The following is a 17,331-nucleotide window of genomic DNA, read 5'->3' as shown; positions in this document are numbered from 1 at the left end:
GCGAACGCCCCTCGCGGGCATCATGTGGAGGAGGCGCTGTGAGCAGCGACCCGTGGGGCCGCGTCGACGAGACGGGGACCGTGTACGTGCGTACGGCCGACGGCGAGCAGGTCGTCGGTTCCTGGCAGGCCGGCTCCCCCGAGGAGGCGCTGGCCTACTTCGAGCGCAAGTACGAGGGCCTGGTTGTCGAGATCGGCCTCCTCGAAAAGCGCGTGCAGACCACCGACCTGTCGGCGAAGGACGCCCAGATCGCCATCGACCACCTGCGCGAGCAGGTGGACGCCCATCACGCGGTCGGTGACCTGGCCGCGCTGCGGGCGCGGCTGGACAAGCTCGTCGAGAACGTCGACAAGCGGCGTGAGGAGCGCAGGGCGCAGCGCGCCCGGCAGTCCGACGAGGCACGCAAGGCGAAGGAGGCGCTGGTCGCCGAGGCCGAGGACCTGGCCCGGTCCGACCAGTGGCGGGTGGCCGGTGAGCGGCTGCGGGCGCTGGTGGACACCTGGAAGGGCCTGCCGCGCCTGGACCGCAAGTCCGACGACGAGCTGTGGCACCGCTTCTCGCACGCCCGGTCGGCGTTCTCCAAGCGCCGCAAGGCCCACTTCGCGCAACTGGACGCGCAGCGCGAGGAGGCCCGCCGCACCAAGGAGCGGCTGGTCGCCGAGGCCGAGGAGCTGTCCGGCTCGACGGACTGGGGGCCGACGGCAGCCCGCTACCGCGAGCTGATGGCGGACTGGAAGGCCGCGGGCCGCGCCCAGCGCGAACACGAGGACGACCTGTGGAACCGCTTCCGCGGCGCCCAGGACATCTTCTTCGCCGCGCGCAGCTCGGTGTTCGCCGAGCGCGACGCCGAGCAGGCGGAGAACCTGAAGCTGAAGGAGGAGCTGGCCCAGGAGGCCGAGAAGCTCCTGCCCGTGACGGATCTCAAGGCCGCGCGCGCGGCGTTCCGCTCGATCAACGAGCGCTGGGAGTCCATCGGCCATGTGCCCCGGGACGCCCGGCCGAAGGTCGAGGGCCGGATGCACACGGTCGAGCGCGCCATCCAGGAGGCCGAGGAGGCCGAGTGGCGGCGGACCAACCCGGAGGCACGTGCGCGTGCCGAGGGGCTGACCGGACAGCTGCAGGCAGCCGTGGACAAGCTGCGGACGCAGATCGAGCAGGCGCGCGCCCAGGGCAACACGTCCCGGGCCGACAAGCTGGAGCGCGAGCTGGAGGGCCGCCAGGCGCTCCTGGACCAGGCGCTGAAGGGTCTGCAGGAGTTCGGCGGCTAGCCGCTCCTCGCCCCGTCCATGCCGATGGCTCCCGTACACGCCGTACGGGGGCCATCGGCATGCTCACCGCACGGAGCCGCGGAGCCGCACGGAGCCGCACGGGGAGCGCGTCCGCCCGGACGCACCACGTACGGGACGCCCTCGCGCCGTACCGGCCGAGAACCCCGGCAGGCCCTCGCGGAGCAGCGTCCGGCGCGTCCCTCCCGGTGCGCCGGACGCTGCTTCTCGCCCTTACGGGTGAACGCCGCCCTCAGGGTCGGCGGGCCGACGTCACGCGGTAGACGTCGTACACGCCCTCCACGCCGCGTACGGCTTTCAGGACGTGGCCCAGGTGCTTGGGGTCGCCCATCTCGAAGGTGAAGCGGGACGTGGCGACCCGGTCGCGGGAGGTCTGCACGGCCGCGGACAGGATGTTGACGTGCTGGTCGGACAGCACCCGTGTGACGTCGGAGAGCAGCCGGGAGCGGTCCAGGGCCTCGACCTGTATGGCCACGAGGAAGACCGAGGACTGGGTGGGCGCCCACTCGACCTCCAGGATCCGCTCGGGCTCCCGGGACAGTGACTCCACGTTGACGCAGTCGCTGCGGTGAACCGATACTCCACTACCCCGCGTGACGAAGCCGATGATCGGGTCACCGGGAACCGGCGTGCAGCAGCGGGCCAGCTTGACCCACACGTCGTCGACGCCCTTGACGACGACACCGGGGTCCTGGCTGCTGCGCCGCTTGCGGCTGCGGGTGCGGGTCGGCGGGACCGCCTCGTCGATCTCCTCGGTGGCCGCCTCCTCGCCGCCGAGTGCCTGGACGAGCTTCTGCACGATGTGCTGCGCGGACACGTGGCCCTCGCCGATCGCCGCGTACAGCGCGGAGATGTCCGAGTAGCGCATCTCGTGGGCGAGCGTGACCAGGGAGTCGCCGGTCAGGATGCGCTGGATCGGCAGGTTCTGCTTGCGCATGGCCCGGACGATGGCGTCCTTGCCCTGCTCGATCGCCTCGTCGCGGCGCTCCTTGGAGAACCATCCTCTGATCTTGTTGCGGGCCCGCGGCGACTTGACGAAGCCGAGCCAGTCCCGCGACGGCCCGGCGCCGGGTGCCTTGGAGGTGAAGACCTCCACCAGGTCGCCGTTGTCGAGGGTCGACTCCAGCGGCACCAGGCGGCCGTTGACCCGTGCTCCTATCGTGCGGTGACCGACCTCGGTGTGGACGGCGTAGGCGAAGTCCACGGGCGTGGCGCCCGCCGGCAGCGCTATGACATCGCCCTTGGGGGTGAAGACGAAGACCTCGTTGCGGGAGAGGTCGAAGCGCAGCGACTCCAGGAACTCACCGGGGTCCTCGGTCTCCTTCTGCCAGTCGAGGAGCTGCCTGAGCCACGCCATGTCGTTGATGGCGTCCTTGTCCTTGCCGGACGAGCGGGGCGCGTCGGTGCGCACCTTGGAGGCTCCGGCGACGGCGTCCTGCTTGTACTTCCAGTGCGCGGCGATGCCGTACTCGGCGCGGCGGTGCATGTCGAAGGTGCGGATCTGCAGCTCGACCGGCTTGCCGCTGGGCCCGATGACCGTCGTGTGCAGCGACTGGTACATGTTGAACTTGGGCATCGCGATGTAGTCCTTGAACCGGCCGGGGACCGGGTTCCATCGCGCGTGCACCGTGCCGAGGGCGGCGTAGCAGTCCCTGACCGTGTCCACCAGGACGCGGATGCCCACCAGGTCGTAGATCTCCGCGAAGTCACGGCCGCGGACGATCATCTTCTGGTAGACGCTGTAATAGTGCTTCGGGCGGCCGGTGACGGTGGCCCGGATGCGGGCGCCGCGCAGGTCCGACTGGACCTCGTCGATCACCTTCGCCAGATACTCGTCCCGCTTGGGAGCGCGCTCGGCCACCAGCCGAACGATCTCGTCGTACATCTTGGGGTAGAGGATCGCGAAGGCGAGGTCCTCGAGCTCCCACTTGATGGTGTTCATGCCCAGGCGGTGGGCGAGCGGAGCATAGATCTCCAGGGTCTCGCGCGCCTTCTGCTCCTGCTTCTCGCGCTTGAGGTAGCGCATGGTGCGCATGTTGTGCAGGCGGTCGGCGAGCTTGATGACCAGGACGCGAGGGTCCTTGGCCATGGCGACGACCATCTTGCGCACGGTCTCGGCCTGGGCGGCCTCGCCGAACTTGACCTTGTCCAGCTTGGTGACACCGTCGACGAGGAGGGTGACGACGTCGCCGAAGTCGCGGCGCAGGTCCTCCAGGCCGTACTCGGTGTCCTCCACGGTGTCGTGCAGCAGGCCCGCCATGAGCGTGGCCGGATCCATACCCAGCTCGGCGAGGATCGTCGTCACCGCGAGGGGGTGGGTGATGTAGGGATCGCCGCTCTTGCGCTTCTGGCCACGGTGCCAGCGCTCGGCGACCTGGTAGGCGCGCTCGATCTGTCGGAGCGTCGATGTCTCGATCTTGGGGTCGTTGCTGCGTACTATCCGCAGCAGCGGTTCGAGCACCGGGTTGTAGGGGTTGGCGCGCTGGACGCCGAGCCGCGCGAGCCGGGCGCGGACACGGTTGGAGGAGCCGCTGCGGGCCGGCTGGCCCACGTTGGGGCGGACCGCGGGGGCCGGGCTCTGGGGCGGGGCCGGCTTGGGACGCGCCTGTTCCGCGGGCCGCTCGGCGGGCGCGGACTGGGCGTGCTCGATCGGCCCGCGGGTGTCGTTCTTCGCGTGCGGCGCGCTCGGCGCGGGCTTGGCCGCTGCGGCCGAGGCGGACTCGGGCTTGGCGGCGGTCAGGTGCTGGGCCTCGTCTGGCAAGAGGACTCCTCGTGCGCGATCCGGGTCCCCCGGTCAGGCTCCGGAGTCCCCATCGTAGCGATCCTGGGCTCCGGCATCGCCTTCAGGCCGATGTGAGGGACGTCTACCGGAGAAACGCCTGGGGCGGGCGCCGGATTCCTCCGGGCCCGCCCCAGGGGCGTCGCACGTCTCTCAGACCGTCAGCAGTGACTCCAGCGGCGCGCCGCGCAGAGCCGACTCCAGCCGGCCGCGGCCGGCGAGGAAACTCAGCTCCATCAGCACGGCGACGCCGGCGACCTCGGCACCCGCGCGGTGGACGAGCCGGATCGATGCCTCCGCCGTGCCGCCGGTGGCCAGGACGTCGTCGACCACGAGCACGCGGTCGCCGGAGCACAGGTCCTCGGCGTGGACCTCGATCTCCGCCGAGCCGTACTCCAGGTCGTAGGCCTGGCTGAGGGTGGCTCCCGGCAGTTTGCCCGCCTTGCGGACCGGTACGAAGCCGAGTCCGGCGCGGACGGCGACCGGGGCGCCCAGGATGAATCCACGCGCCTCCAGCCCGACGACCTTGGTGGCGGCGGTGCGCTCGGCGATCTCCGCGAACGCGTCGGTGAGCGCGGTGAACGCCGCCGGGTCGGCCAGCAGCGGGGTGATGTCCTTGAACATCACGCCCGGCTCCGGGTAGTCGGCCACGTCGCGGATGCGGCTGAGCAGGAGCTCCTCGATGTCGGTCACGGGCGCTTCCCCGAGGGACGGCCCCGGCCCCGGCCGCGGGAGGTGGGCTGGTTGCGCGGCCCGACGACCGCCGGGGTGGCGCCCTCGGGCTCACCGGCGCCGCCACGAGCCCCGGCCGTCTCCTCCGCCGCGGCGGCCTGGGCGCGCTTGGCGAGGACCCGCTTCCTGAGGGCCTTCAGCTGCGGCTCGCGCTCCTTGAGGTCGGCGACGAGCGGCGTGGCGATGAAGATCGAGGAGTAGGCACCGGCCGCGAGGCCGACGAACAGCGACAGCGAGATGTCGTTGAGCGTGCCGGCGCCGAGGAAACCGCCGCCGATGAACAGCAGACCGGCGACCGGCAGGAGCGCGACGACCGTGGTGTTGATGGAGCGGACCAGGGTGCCGTTGATCGAGCGGTTGGCGATCTCGCTGTAGGTGAATCTGGTCTGCTTGGTGATGTCCTTCGTCTGCTCCTTGAGGGAGTCGAAGACGACGACCGTGTCGTACAGCGAGTAACCGAGGATGGTGAGCAGGCCGATCACCGTACCGGGCGTGACCTCGAATCCGACGAGGGCGTAGATGCCGGCGGTGATGGTGATGTCGTGGATCAGGGCGACGAGTGCCGCCACGGCCATGCGCCATTCGAAGGCGATCGCCAGATAGATCACGACGAGGATCATGAAGATCGCCAGGCCCTGCCAGGCCTTCTTGGCGATCTGCTCGCCCCAGCTGGGACCGACGAGGTCGGCGTTGATCTTCTCCGGGTCGAGCTTGAGGTCCTGGGCGAGTTCACGCTTGACCTCGTCGGACTGGGCCGTGTCCATGCCGGCGATCTGGATGCGCAGACCGCCCGTGCCGAGCTTCTGCACGACCACCTCGTGGCCGGCCGCGTCCCGCGCGTACCCCTCCGCCTGGGCGACGGAGGCGCTGGTCTTCGGGGTGACGAAGACGGCGCCGCCCTCGAAGTCGATGCCCATGTTCAGTCCGCGCACCGCCAGGCCGAGGATGGCCGTGATGGTGATCAGGATGGACACGCCGTACCAGATCTTGCGGTGACCGATGAAGTCGTAGCTGATCTCACCGCGGTGCAGTCGAGCGCCGATGCTGCCGAGTTTCGACATGCTCACGCCTCCTTCGTCTCGGCAGGGCCGGCGACGGGACCGGCGGGACGGCGGGTGCGGCGCAGCGGCGGCTTGGCACCCAGGCTCTTCGGGTCGAGGCCGGACCACTTGTGGCCGTCCGCGAAGAACTTCCGGCGGGCGAGGATGGTCATGAGCGGCTTGGTGAAGAAGAAGACCACCACGACGTCGAGGACAGTGGTCAGACCCAGCGTGAACGCGAAGCCCTGGACCTTGCCGACGGTGACGATGAACAGCACCGCGGCGGCGAGGAACGACACGAAGTCGGAGACCAGGATGGTGCGCCTGGCCCGCGGCCAGGCCCGCTCGACGGCGGGGCGCAGCGTACGGCCCTCGCGGATCTCGTCGCGGATGCGTTCGAAGTAGACGATGAACGAGTCCGCTGTGATACCGATCGCGACGATGGCACCGCACACCGCCGGCAGGTTCAGGGCGAACCCGATCGCCGGGCCGAGCAGCGACATGATCACGTAGGTGAGGATCGCGGACACCAGCAGCGAGAAGATCGCGATGAAGGACAGACCGCGGTAGTAGGTCACCAGGTAGATGATCACCAGCGCGAGACCGATGGCGCCTGCGATCAGACCGGCGTGCAGCTGCTCACCGCCGAGCGCGGCGGTGACCGTGGTCACGCTCTGCTCCTGGAAGGAGAGCGGGAGCGCGCCGTACGACAGCATGTTGGCCAGGTCGCGAGCGGTCTGCTCGGTGAACCCACCGGTGATCTGGGCGCTGCCGCCGGTGATCGCCCCGCTCAGGGAAGGAGCGGACGCGATCTCACCGTCGAGGACGATGGCGAACTGGTTCTGCGGCGGCGCCTTGGCGGCCAGCTCGCCGGTGACGGAGGCGAACTGCTTCGCTCCGGTGCCGTCGAAGTCCATCTGGACGATCCAGCCCTGAGCCGCCTGGGTGTCGAACACCGCGTCGGCCGACTTGATCCGCTCGCCCTTCACCGCGACGGGGCCGAGCGCGTACTTCTGCTGGGCCCGGGGGTCGCAGGCGACGATGCTGTCGGTCTCCTTGGCCGCCCTGGCCTTCTCGCTCGCGGCGGCGCGAGCCTCGGGGGTGGAGCAGTCCAGAGCCGCCAGCTGCGCCTCCAGGCCGGCCGAGGCGTCCGTGCCGCTCGGCGCCGGGGCGGTGGTGGACGGGCTCGGCGAAGAGGAACCGCCGGTGGAGGGCGACGGGGAGGACGACGCCTTGTCGTCCGCTGCCAGCAGGCCGCCGGACAGCGGGCGGCCCTGCTTCGTCTCCGAGGGGCTCGGGCTGGCGGAGCCGCTCGACGGCGAGGCGCTCGACGTGGTCGAGACGCTCGGCGCGGCCGACTTGCCGGAGTCGGTCCCGCTGGAGGTCGACGGGGAGGACGACGGGCTGGCGGACGTCTGCGCGGGAGCCGGCTGGCCGCTGATCACAGGCCGGAAGAAGAGCTTGGCCGTGGTTCCGACCTGGTCACGGGCCTGCTTCTCGTTGGTGCCCCGGGGGATGTTGACGACGATGTTCTCGTTCCCCTGGGTCTGTACCTCCGCTTCCGAGACGCCGAGGCCGTTGACACGGCGCTCGATGATGCCGACGGCGGTGTTCATGTTCGCCTTGTTGATCGCGTTCGGCTTGCCCGGCTCGTTCACCGCTTTGAGCGTGATGCTCGTGCCGCCGGCAAGGTCGATGCCGAGTCGCGGGGTGGTGTCACCGGTGGCGAACATGCCTCCGGTGAGCGCCGCGATGGCGATCAGGATCAGGGCCAGCGAGCGCCAGGGCTTGCTGTGGGCGCTCGCGCTCCGGCCCTTTTTAGGTGCTGCCACCTTCTCGTACTCCCTCTCGGGCCGCCTCGCGCCGGACGGGCGCGGCGGCGGCCATGATGTTTTTGGGGACCCCCTGCGAGAAGCGCACGTCACGCGGTGCGCGGGACCGGCCCGCGCACCGCGTGACATGACTACTTCGCTTCGGCGCCGCCGTCGGTCTTCTTCGGCTCGGCGTCCGCCGTGGCCTTGGCCTCGGTGTCGTCGGACGGCTCCTCGGCCTCGTCCTCCTTGCCGAGGTCGACGGCCGGGGCGTCGGAGGCGGCGGCAGCGTCGGCGGGCTCGTCGGCCCCGGTGAGGGAAGAGGCGTCGTCCGGGACGACGTCGGAGTCGGACTTCAGGTCGTGCTCGACGCCGTGGACGATGCGGTTGTACTCGTCGTCCGAGAGGACGGCACCGATCGCGTTCTTGGCGAAGAGGAGCTCCACGCCGGGGCCGGCGTCGACGAGGACCGTGTCGTCGTTGACCTCCTTGACCGTCGCGTACATGCCCCCGATGGTGCGGATACCGCTTCCGGGCTGCAACTCATTGCGCATCTGCTGGGCCTGCTGCTGCTTGCGCTTGGCCGAGCGGGTCATGAGGAACATGGCCCCGATGAGCACGATGAACGGGAGGAGCATGCCGATGTTATTCACGGGACGGAATTCCTTCGCACGACCGCGGCGAGCAGCGGCCTGATGGATGGGGGTATGTGGACCGCCGGCTAGGGGCGGCATCGGCGGAGTCTAAGCGAGTCCGCGCGCAAGGAACAACGCTCAGCATGGCACCTGGGTTCCTGCCGCGGCCAATGACATCCAGGTCACGAAGCCGTCACGCCCCGAACAGGTCCTGTTGTCCGTTTCCCGTGGCGGCCGAACGGGGCGGGGTGAGGCCGAGATGGGTCCACGCCGCGGGAGTGGCGACGCGACCGCGGGGAGTGCGGGCCAGCAGGCCCTCCCGGACGAGGAAGGGCTCGGCGACCTCCTCCACGGTCTCACGCTCCTCCCCCACGGCGACCGCGAGCGTGGACAGACCCACCGGACCGCCACCGAACAGTTTCAGCAGCGCCTCCAGCACGGCCCGGTCGAGGCGGTCCAGACCGCGGGCGTCCACCTCGTAGACCGCCAGGGCCGCCGCGGCGATCTCGCGGGTGACCACGCCGTCGGCCTTGACCTGAGCGTAGTCGCGCACGCGGCGCAGCAGTCGGTTGGCGATGCGGGGCGTGCCGCGGGAGCGTCCGGCGATCTCGGCGGCCCCGTCCGGCTCGATCCCGACGTCGAGGAGGTGCGCCGAGCGGTGGACGACGCGCTCCAGCTCGGCGGGACCGTAGAACTCCATGTGCGCGGTGAAGCCGAAGCGATCGCGCAGCGGGGGCGGCAGCAGGCCGGCCCTGGTCGTGGCGCCGACCAGAGTGAACGGGGGCAGCTCCAGCGGGATGGCGGTGGCTCCGGGACCTTTGCCGACGATGACGTCGACGCGGAAGTCCTCCATGGCCATGTAGAGCATCTCCTCGGCGGGCCGCGACATGCGGTGGATCTCGTCGAGGAAGAGGACCTCGCCCTCCTGGAGGGAGGACAGGATCGCCGCGAGGTCGCCGGCGTGCTGGATGGCGGGGCCGGAGGTGATGCGGATCGGGGCGCCCATCTCGGCCGCGATGATCATGGAGAGGGTGGTCTTGCCGAGGCCGGGAGCGCCGGAGAGGAGCACGTGGTCGGCGGTGGCGCCGCGGGCGCGGGCGGCGCGCAGCACGAGGTCGAGCTGCTCGCGAACCTTCTCCTGGCCGATGAACTCGCCCAGGTCCTTGGGCCGCAGAGCGGCCTCGACGGCCTGGTCCTCCCGGTCGGCGACCGAGTCCACCAGCCGGTCCGCGGCGGGGCCGGCTTGCCCTGCGGAGGCGGCGGGGTCGTTCGTGTCGTCCCAGTTCACTGAGGTTCTCCTTGCGGGTGGCGCAGGTCAGCGGGCACGGTTCAGGGTCTGCAGGGCCGCCTTGAGCAGGGATCCGACCTGAGGCGCGGCTCCGGCCGCCTCGGCCTGCGGCGTCACGGCGGCGACGGCTTCGTCCGCCTCGCGGGTGGCGTAGCCGAGACCGATCAGGGCGGCGTGCAGCTGGTCGCGCCAGCCCTGGGTGACCGGGGCGCCGACGGCGGGGCCGCCGACCGGCTCGCCGAGGCGGTCCCTGAATTCCAGCAGCAGCTTCTGGGCACCCTTCTTGCCGATGCCGGGGACGGCGGTGAGCGCCTTCTCGTCGCCGGTGGCGACGGCCCGGCGCAGCGCGTCCGGCGTGTGCACGGCGAGCATGGCCTGCGCCAGGCGCGGTCCGACACCACTCGCGGTCTGCAGCAGTTCGAAGACCTGCCGGGCGTCGTCGTCGGCGAAGCCGTACAACGTGAGGGAGTCCTCGCGGACGACGAGCGAGGTGTGCAGCTTGGCGGGCCGGCCGATCCGGAGCGTGGACAGCGTGTCCGGGGTGCACTGGACGGCCATGCCGACACCGCCGACCTCGACGACCGCGGCGTCGGGGGCGAGCGCGGCGACCGTGCCGCTGACGAAGGCGATCATGCCGTCCGGCCTTTCGTTGCGTGGGCGGTGTGCTGGGCGACCGCCTGCTGGAGTCGGTTCTGGGCGGGGGCGCGCCAGATGTGGCAGATGGCGAGGGCGAGCGCGTCGGCGGCGTCGGCCGGCTTCGGGGGCGCGTCGAGCCGGAGGAGCCGGGTGACCATGGCGCCGACCTGCGCCTTGTCGGCACGTCCACTGCCGGTCACTGCGGCCTTGACCTCGCTGGGGGTGTGCAGGGCGACGGGGATGCCGCGGCGGGCGGCGCAGAGCATCGCGACGGCGCTGGCCTGGGCGGTGCCCATCACGGTGCGGACGTTGTGCTGGCTGAAGACGCGCTCCACCGCCATGTGCTCGGGCCGGTGCTCGTCCAGCCACTGCTCGATGCCCTGCTCGACGGCGAGGAGGCGGTGGCCGAGGTCGGCGTCCGCGGGGGTGCGGACGACTCCGACGCCGACCATGGTGAGCGGGCGCCCCGCGGTCCCCTCGACGACGCCGATCCCGCACCGGGTCAGCCCGGGGTCCACCCCCAGTACGCGCACCGCGCCCCTCCCTTCGACTGCCTGTTCGTGCAGGCTATCGGGTGCCACCGACAACGCCCCGCACCCACGCCAGACAGCCGGCCCCGGCCAACGCGACGGGCCGACGGGATGTCCCGTCGGCCCGTTGAAGCTGCGCCGGGTGGATGTCCCGCCGGCCCGTTGGAGTCGGCGCCGACGGGATGTCCCCGCCGGCGCGCGGAGGCGAGGCCCGCCGCGCGGCGGTCAGGCGTCGACCTTCTCCATGATCTCGTCGCTGACGTCGAAGTTGGCGAAGACGTTCTGCACGTCGTCGCTGTCCTCGAGCGCGTCGATCAGCTTGAAGATCTTCTTGGCGCCCTCCTCGTCCAGCTCGACCTGCATGGTCGGGACGAAGTCGGCCTCGGCGGAGTCGTAGTCGATGCCGGCCTCCTGGAGCGCGGTGCGGACCGCGACCAGGTCGGTGGCCTCACTGAGGACCTCGAAGGTCTCGCCGAGGTCGTTGACCTCCTCGGCGCCCGCGTCCAGGACCGCGCCGAGCACGTCGTCCTCGGCCAGCCCACCCTTGGGGACGATGACGACGCCCTTGCGGTTGAACAGGTACGACACCGAGCCCGGGTCGGCCATGGAGCCGCCGTTGCGGGTCATGGCGACGCGGACCTCGGAAGCGGCGCGGTTGCGGTTGTCGGTGAGGCACTCGATGAGCACCGCGACACCGTTGGGGCCGTAGCCCTCGTACATGATCGTCTCGTAGTCGGCACCGCCGGCCTCGAGACCGCCGCCCCGCTTGATCGCGGAGTCGATGTTCTTGTTCGGGACCGACTGCTTCTTGGCCTTCTGGACGGCGTCGTACAGCGTCGGGTTGCCCTCGAGGTCGACACCGCCCATGCGCGCCGCGACCTCGATGTTCTTGATCAGCTTCGCGAAGAGCTTGCCGCGCTTGGCATCGATGACGGCCTTCTTGTGCTTCGTCGTGGCCCATTTAGAGTGGCCGGACATCTGCCTGTCTCCTTCGCGTAACCCATCTCTGCAACGAACTCCAGAGATCCTACAAGGACTCCGCCGTCCGATCGGCGCGCACCATGTCGACGAACAGGGAGTGCACGCGGTGGTCGCCGGTCAGTTCCGGATGGAACGACGTGGCCAGCGCGTTGCCCTGGCGGACGGCGACGATGTGGCCGTCGTGCTCGGCGAGCACCTCGGCCCCGGCGCCGACGGACTCCACCCACGGCGCGCGGATGAAGACCCCCTCCACAGGATCGCCCGGAACGCCCCGCACGTCGACGGCGGCCTCGAAGGACTCGTTCTGCCGGCCGAAGGCGTTGCGGCGCACGATCATGTCGATGCCGCCGATGGTCTCCTGGCCCGAACGCGGGTCGAGGATCTTGTCGGCGAGCATGATCATGCCTGCGCAGGTGCCGTAGATGGGCATGCCGTCCCGGACGCGCGCGCGAAGGGGTTCCATCAGCCCGAACAGGACGGCCAGCTTGGAGATGGTGGTGGACTCGCCGCCGGGGAGGACGAGGCCGTCGACCTCGGCGAGCTCTTCGGGGCGCCGCACCGCCCTGGCCACGGCGTCGGCCGCGGCCAGGGCCACGAGGTGCTCCCGTACGTCGCCCTGGAGGGCCAGGACGCCGATGACTGGAGTGTTCATGAGTGCGTGAGGGTCGCTCACCAGCCGCGGTTGGCGTAGCGCTCGGTCTCGGGGAGGGTGTCGCAGTTGATGCCGACCATGGCCTCGCCGAGGTTGCGGGACGCGTCCGCGATGATCTTCGGGTCGTCGTAGAAGGTGGTGGCCTTCACGATGGCGGCGGCGCGCTTGGCCGGGTCGCCGGACTTGAAGATGCCGGAGCCCACGAAGACGCCCTCGGCGCCGAGCTGGCGCATCAGGGCCGCGTCGGCCGGGGTGGCCACGCCGCCCGCGGAGAACAGCACGACCGGCAGCTTGCCGAGCTCGGCGACTTCCTTGACCAGCTCGTACGGGGCGCGCAGCTCCTTGGCGGCGGCGTACAGCTCGTGGTTGTCGAAGCCGCGCAGCTTGGCGATCTCGTTCTTGATCTGGCGCAGGTGGCGGACGGCCTCGACGACGTTGCCGGTACCGGCCTCGCCCTTGGACCGGATCATCGCGGCACCTTCGGCGATGCGGCGCAGGGCCTCACCGAGGTTGGTGGCACCGCAGACGAACGGGGTCGTGAAGGCCCACTTGTCGGAGTGGTTGACCTCGTCGGCCGGGGTGAGGACCTCGGACTCGTCGATGTAGTCGACGCCGAGCGACTGCAGGACCTGGGCCTCGACGAAGTGGCCGATGCGGGACTTGGCCATGACGGGGATCGACACGGCGTCGATGATGCCCTCGATCATGTCCGGGTCGGACATCCGGGCCACGCCGCCGTCCTTGCGGATGTCGGCCGGGACCCGCTCCAGGGCCATGACGGCGACGGCGCCCGCGTCCTCGGCGATCTTCGCCTGCTCGGGCGTGACGACGTCCATGATCACGCCGCCCTTGAGCTGCTCCGCCATGCCGCGCTTCACGCGCGCGGTGCCGGTCTCGGGAGCGTGGTTCTCGGTGATCGACACGGGTTGACCTCACTGAAGGGAAGAGAGTTTGTGCACCGTCGAGGAAACGCGAAGGGGCCAGGCCACAGCAAGGGCCAATGGCGAGCCGGTGGATCCTTTTGGCCCGTCCGCCCCGCTCCCCCGCGGGTCGAACGGTCAGGCGGACCGGTCGGCCAGGGCGGGCGGAGGCTCGTCGTCCATCTCGAAGGCCATCGGGAACGGGGCGTGCCCCGCCAGGCGGAACCAGCGGACCTTGCGGTGCTGGCGCAGGCGGCGGGCCGCGCCGACCGCGTCGTTGTGGAAGCGGCGGGCCATCGGGACACGGCGAACCGCCTCGGTCAGCTCACGGGCCGCCTCCTCGCCCCCGGGCGCCTCGCGCACGGCCTCCACCTGCTCGCGCTCGGCGAACACCGCGCGCAGGGCCTGGCTGAGCTCGCTCTCGGCGACCTCGCGCTGCTCCTCCTCCGCCTGCCGTGCGGCGTGCGCGGCCTCGTACAGCACGATCGAGGCCGCCGGGTCCAGAACGCCGGAGGTGGCCAGTTCCTGGGCCACGGAGGCGCGGCGCAGCAGCTGGGCGTCGAGCGCGGCGCGGGCGGCGTCGATCCGCGCGTGCAGCCGGTCCAGGCGACCCGCCGTCCAGCTCAGATAGAGGCCGACGGCGACGAGGGCGACGAGGATCCAGATCAGGGTTGCGGTCACGGGCCGCAAGATTACGCCCCGTCGGGCATCCGGACGGCGCTCCGGGAGGCCCCACGGCGACGGGCCGTCCCCGCCGCACCGCGGCGCGCCCCGGCGCCCTCGCCCGGCCGTACCGGGGTGAGGTCCGCCCCGACCGGACCCGCCCGCCTCAGGTCGCGCGCCGGCCGGGTGCCGGACGGACGGCAACCGGGGCGCCGCCGCGGATCGGGTCCGACCCGGCGTCGGCCGGGTTCCCGCCATCGGCCGACCCCCGGCCGAACGCAACGCGGACCTCGCGTGCCGGCGCGCCCCCGGCCGAAGCCCGAGCCGCCCGCAAGCCGATCCCGGAGTGGTTCCCGGGCCCGGCCGGGAGCCGGTCCCGGAGCCGGCTGGCGAGTGCCGGGGGCCGCCCACCGCGCCGACGGCCCCGACCGGCCCGGTCAGTCGCGCGCCAGCCGCAGCCGGGCCCGCAGCCCGCTGCCACCGCCCTGGGCCCGGTCGTCGGCGGCGACGGCCGCCGAACCCGCCGTCACCGTCTCGTAGACGGAGAGGATGTCCGCGCCGACGGTGGACCAGTCGAAGCGCCGGACGTGCGTGCTGCCGTGCTCGCGCAGTTCGGCTCGGCGCGCCGGGTCCTCCAGCAGGCGTACGGCCGCCTCGGCGAGGGCGTCGGAGTCCTCGTTGGCGAACAGTTCGCCGGCCGCTCCCCCGTCCAGGACCTGGGCGAAGGCGTCGAGGTCGGACGCGAGGACGGGGGCACCCGCCGACATGGCCTCGACGAGGATGATGCCGAAGCTCTCGCCACCGGTGTTGGGCGCGACGTACAGGTCCAGGCTGCGCAGGAAGCGCGCCTTGTCCTCGTCGCTGATCATCCCGAGGAACTCCACGTGCGAACGCAGTTCCTCCGGCAGGCTCGCGACGGCCTCCTTCTCGTCGCCGCGCCCGGCGACCAGCAGCCGGGTCCGGGGGCGGGCGGCGAGGATCTTCGGAAGGGCCCGCATGAGCACCGGCAGGCCCTTGCGCGGCTCGTCGATGCGGCCGATGAAGCCGATGGTGCCGCCCTGCCACTCGGGCCGTGGCTCGGCCTTGGCGAAGAAGTCGACGTCGACGCCGTTGGGAATGACGACGGCGTCCCCGCCGAGGTGCTCGACCAGGGTCCGGCGGGCGTACTCGCTCACCGCGATCCGGGCGCTGATCTTCTCCAGGGCGGCCTGGAGGATGGCGTAGGCGGCGATCATCGCCTTGGAACGCGGGTTGGAGGTGTGGAAGGTGGCGACCATCGGCCCCTGCGCGGCCCAGCAGGTCAGCAGGCCCAGCGACGGCGAGGTCGGCTCGTGGATGTGGACGACGTCGAACGCGCCGTCGTGCAGCCAGCGGCGGACCCGGGCGGCGCTGAGGAAGCCGAAGTTCAGTCGGGCCACCGAGCCGTTGTACGGCACCGGAACGGCGCGGCCTGCCGAGACGACGTACGGCGGCAGGGGCGTGTCGTCGTCGGCGGGGGCGAGGACGGACACCTCGTGACCCAGCCGGATGAAGTACTCCGCGAGGTCGCGGATGTGGAACTGGACGCCGCCCGGCACGTCCCAGGAGTAGGGGCAGACGATGCCGATCCTCACGCGAGGGGCCCCTTCGCCGGATCGAGGTCCTTCAGCCACAGCCGCTGGAGCATGTGCCAGTCCTCCGGATGGTCGGCGATCCCCGTGGCGAAGGCGTCGGCCAGCGCCTGTGTCATGACAGACGTCTTCTGGGCCCGGGTGCCTGACACGGGCACCTCGATCGGGGGGTGGACCCGGCCCTGCAGGACCGGGGAGTCGTCGTACCAGAGCGTGACCGGCAGCAGCAGCGCCCCGGTCTGCTGGGCGAGCAGGGCGGGTCCGGCGGGCATGCGGGCGGTCTCCCCGAAGAACTCGACCTCGACGCCGGAGGCGGACAGGTCGCGGTCGGAGACCAGGCAGACCAGCCCCCCGTCGCGCAGCCGGCGGGCCAGCGTCCCGAAGGCGGTGCCGCCGCTGTGCGGCAGGACCTCCATGCCGAGGCCCTCGCGGTAGGCGACGAAGCGGTCGTAGAGGGTCTCGGGCTTGAGCCGCTCGGCGACCGTGGTGAAGGGGGTCTCCAGGGCGGTGGTGACCCAGGCCCCGGCGAGGTCCCAGTTGGCCAGGTGCGGCAGGGCCAGGACAACCCCGTTCCCGGCGGTCAGCCCGTCGGTGAGGTGGTGCACGTCCTTCGGGTCGAAGCCGTTCCTGATCCGCTCGGCGCTCCAGGCCGGGAGGCGGAAGGACTCCATCCAGTAGCGCAGGTACGAGCGCATCCCCGCGCGGGACAACTCGGCGAGTCGCTCGGGGCTCGCGCCGGGCACCACGCGCGCGTAGTTGTGCTCCAGCCGCTGCACGCCCTTGCCGCGCCGCTTCCAGGCCAGGTCCGCGATGGTGCGGCCCAGTCGTACGGCGACCGGCTCGGGGAGCTTCTTGACGGTGCCCCAGCCGAGTCCGTACAGCGTGTCGGTCAGCCGGTCCCGGGCGCTCACGTCGCCGTCTCCCTGCCCCGGTCCTCCGGCTGGGCCGGCGCTGCGGCCTCCGCCTCGGCGGACTCCCGGCGGACGGTGACCACCCGCTGGATCAGCGTGACCAGGCTGCCGACGGCGACGATCCACAGGGCGACGGGCAGCAGGTACTGGATGCCCGGCACCCCGAACGTGTGCAGCCCCGCGAACCCGGCGGCGACCAGGGAGATCACCAGGCGCTCGGCGCGTTCCACGAGGCCGTTGACGGCCACCGGCAGCCCGATCGACTCGCCGCGGGCCTTGGTGTACGACACCACCTGGCCGCTGGCCAGGCAGAAGATCGACACCGCGCACAGCACGTTGTCGTTCCCGCTGCCCGCGTACCACAGCGCGAAGCCGCCGAAGATCGCACTGTCGGCGACCCGGTCGAGGGTGGAGTCCAGGAAGGCGCCCCAGCGGCTGGAGCGGCCCAGCTGGCGGGCCATGTTGCCGTCGACCAGGTCGGAGAAGACGAAGAGTGTGATCACGACCGTGCCCCAGAAGAACTCGCCCCGGGGGTAGAAGACCAGCGCGCCCGCGACCACGCCCGCGGTGCCGATGAGCGTCACCGTGTCGGGGCTGACGCCCCGCCGGATGAGAAACGCGGCGAACGGTGTGAGAACACGCGTGAAGAATGCACGCGCGTACTTGTTCAGCATGGCCTTCCCGAGGGTCGGTGTGGCCGAGCGGCCCCTGCTGGCCACCGGCTGGCCCATCGTAGCCACGCGGGCGTGCGGACGAGGGGCGGGCACCCGCTCCCGTGGGCCGGATCCGGCGCACGGCCCGCGGGCGCCCCGGGGCGGCGCGATCGCGTCCGTCGTATGGACGCACCATGACGGGAG

The 17,331-nt window shown here is 71.4% G+C and carries 16 protein-coding genes; 1 reads left to right on the top strand and 15 read right to left on the bottom strand.

Going from position 1 to position 17,331, the window contains the following annotated elements:
- Positions 1–38: 38 nt before the first annotated feature.
- Positions 39–1,268 carry a DUF349 domain-containing protein gene (locus tag JS756_RS15800; protein ID WP_205383739.1) on the top strand — a complete coding sequence of 410 codons (1,230 nt, stop codon included), beginning with the start codon at positions 39–41 and terminating at the stop codon, positions 1,266–1,268.
- A 250-nt stretch (positions 1,269–1,518) separates the two neighbouring features.
- On the opposite strand, the gene relA is transcribed toward JS756_RS15800, so the two are convergent.
- From relA to pgsA, 15 genes are all read right to left on the bottom strand, one after another.
- Positions 1,519–4,047: a GTP pyrophosphokinase gene (gene relA / locus JS756_RS15795; RefSeq protein ID WP_205383738.1), complete on the bottom strand. Its 2,529-nt coding sequence runs from the start codon at positions 4,045–4,047 to the stop codon at positions 1,519–1,521.
- Positions 4,048–4,218: 171 nt separating this feature from the next.
- Positions 4,219–4,758: an adenine phosphoribosyltransferase gene (locus tag JS756_RS15790; RefSeq protein ID WP_205383737.1), complete on the bottom strand. Its 540-nt coding sequence runs from the start codon at positions 4,756–4,758 to the stop codon at positions 4,219–4,221.
- On the bottom strand, positions 4,755–5,858 hold the full coding sequence (gene secF, locus JS756_RS15785) for a protein translocase subunit SecF (protein WP_205383779.1): 1,104 nt from the start codon (positions 5,856–5,858) through the stop codon (positions 4,755–4,757). The genes JS756_RS15790 and secF overlap by 4 nt, the downstream gene beginning before the upstream one ends.
- 2 nt (positions 5,859–5,860) lie before the next feature.
- Positions 5,861–7,669 (bottom strand): protein translocase subunit SecD, encoded by a 1,809-nt coding sequence (gene secD, locus JS756_RS15780; protein WP_205383736.1) that lies wholly within the window; start codon positions 7,667–7,669, stop codon positions 5,861–5,863.
- Between the two features lie 131 nt (positions 7,670–7,800).
- Positions 7,801–8,286 carry a preprotein translocase subunit YajC gene (yajC, locus tag JS756_RS15775; protein WP_205383778.1) on the bottom strand — a complete coding sequence of 162 codons (486 nt, stop codon included), beginning with the start codon at positions 8,284–8,286 and terminating at the stop codon, positions 7,801–7,803.
- 190 nt (positions 8,287–8,476) lie between these two features.
- Positions 8,477–9,571, bottom strand: a complete 1,095-nt coding sequence (ruvB, locus tag JS756_RS15770) for a Holliday junction branch migration DNA helicase RuvB (RefSeq protein WP_205383735.1) — start codon at positions 9,569–9,571, stop codon at positions 8,477–8,479.
- A gap of 27 nt (positions 9,572–9,598) precedes the next feature.
- Positions 9,599–10,204, bottom strand: coding sequence for a Holliday junction branch migration protein RuvA (ruvA, locus tag JS756_RS15765; RefSeq protein ID WP_205383734.1), 606 nt, complete (start codon positions 10,202–10,204; stop codon positions 9,599–9,601).
- Positions 10,201–10,740, bottom strand: a complete 540-nt coding sequence (gene ruvC, locus JS756_RS15760; protein ID WP_205383733.1) for a crossover junction endodeoxyribonuclease RuvC — start codon at positions 10,738–10,740, stop codon at positions 10,201–10,203. The genes ruvA and ruvC overlap by 4 nt, the downstream gene beginning before the upstream one ends.
- A gap of 222 nt (positions 10,741–10,962) precedes the next feature.
- Positions 10,963–11,715 carry a YebC/PmpR family DNA-binding transcriptional regulator gene (locus JS756_RS15755; protein ID WP_205383732.1) on the bottom strand — a complete coding sequence of 251 codons (753 nt, stop codon included), beginning with the start codon at positions 11,713–11,715 and terminating at the stop codon, positions 10,963–10,965.
- Between the two features lie 49 nt (positions 11,716–11,764).
- The gene (gene pdxT, locus JS756_RS15750) at positions 11,765–12,370 is read right to left on the bottom strand and encodes a pyridoxal 5'-phosphate synthase glutaminase subunit PdxT (protein WP_205383731.1); all 606 of its coding nucleotides are present in this window, start codon (positions 12,368–12,370) and stop codon (positions 11,765–11,767) included.
- A 17-nt stretch (positions 12,371–12,387) separates the two neighbouring features.
- Positions 12,388–13,293: a pyridoxal 5'-phosphate synthase lyase subunit PdxS gene (gene pdxS / locus JS756_RS15745; RefSeq protein WP_205383730.1), complete on the bottom strand. Its 906-nt coding sequence runs from the start codon at positions 13,291–13,293 to the stop codon at positions 12,388–12,390.
- 135 nt (positions 13,294–13,428) lie between these two features.
- Positions 13,429–13,971 carry a LemA family protein gene (locus tag JS756_RS15740; RefSeq protein WP_205383729.1) on the bottom strand — a complete coding sequence of 181 codons (543 nt, stop codon included), beginning with the start codon at positions 13,969–13,971 and terminating at the stop codon, positions 13,429–13,431.
- Positions 13,972–14,390: 419 nt separating this feature from the next.
- Positions 14,391–15,566, bottom strand: a complete 1,176-nt coding sequence (locus JS756_RS15735; RefSeq protein WP_205383728.1) for a glycosyltransferase family 4 protein — start codon at positions 15,564–15,566, stop codon at positions 14,391–14,393.
- Positions 15,563–16,474 carry a phosphatidylinositol mannoside acyltransferase gene (locus JS756_RS15730; RefSeq protein ID WP_205383727.1) on the bottom strand — a complete coding sequence of 304 codons (912 nt, stop codon included), beginning with the start codon at positions 16,472–16,474 and terminating at the stop codon, positions 15,563–15,565. Before JS756_RS15730 ends, JS756_RS15735 begins: the two co-directional genes overlap by 4 nt.
- Positions 16,471–17,205, bottom strand: a complete 735-nt coding sequence (gene pgsA, locus JS756_RS15725; RefSeq protein ID WP_205383777.1) for a phosphatidylinositol phosphate synthase — start codon at positions 17,203–17,205, stop codon at positions 16,471–16,473. Before pgsA ends, JS756_RS15730 begins: the two co-directional genes overlap by 4 nt.
- Positions 17,206–17,331: the final 126 nt, after the last annotated feature.

This window comes from Streptomyces actuosus, assembly GCF_016921115.1.
Taxonomy (GTDB): domain Bacteria; phylum Actinomycetota; class Actinomycetes; order Streptomycetales; family Streptomycetaceae; genus Streptomyces; species Streptomyces actuosus_A.
The sequence above is the reverse complement of the archived record's forward strand: the minus strand, read 5'-3'. Positions and strand labels throughout refer to the sequence as shown.

What these genes read in the sequence shown, in the direction of transcription:
- secF (WP_205383779.1), bottom strand. Translation starts at nt 5,858, where the DNA reads ATGTCGAAACTCGGCAGCATCGGCGCTCGACTGCACCGCGGTGAGATC.
- pdxT (WP_205383731.1), bottom strand. Translation starts at nt 12,370, where the DNA reads ATGAACACTCCAGTCATCGGCGTCCTGGCCCTCCAGGGCGACGTACGG.
- pgsA (WP_205383777.1), bottom strand. Translation starts at nt 17,205, where the DNA reads ATGGGCCAGCCGGTGGCCAGCAGGGGCCGCTCGGCCACACCGACCCTC.
- JS756_RS15755 (WP_205383732.1), bottom strand. Translation starts at nt 11,715, where the DNA reads ATGTCCGGCCACTCTAAATGGGCCACGACGAAGCACAAGAAGGCCGTC.
- yajC (WP_205383778.1), bottom strand. Translation starts at nt 8,286, where the DNA reads ATGCTCCTCCCGTTCATCGTGCTCATCGGGGCCATGTTCCTCATGACC.
- ruvA (WP_205383734.1), bottom strand. Translation starts at nt 10,204, where the DNA reads ATGATCGCCTTCGTCAGCGGCACGGTCGCCGCGCTCGCCCCCGACGCC.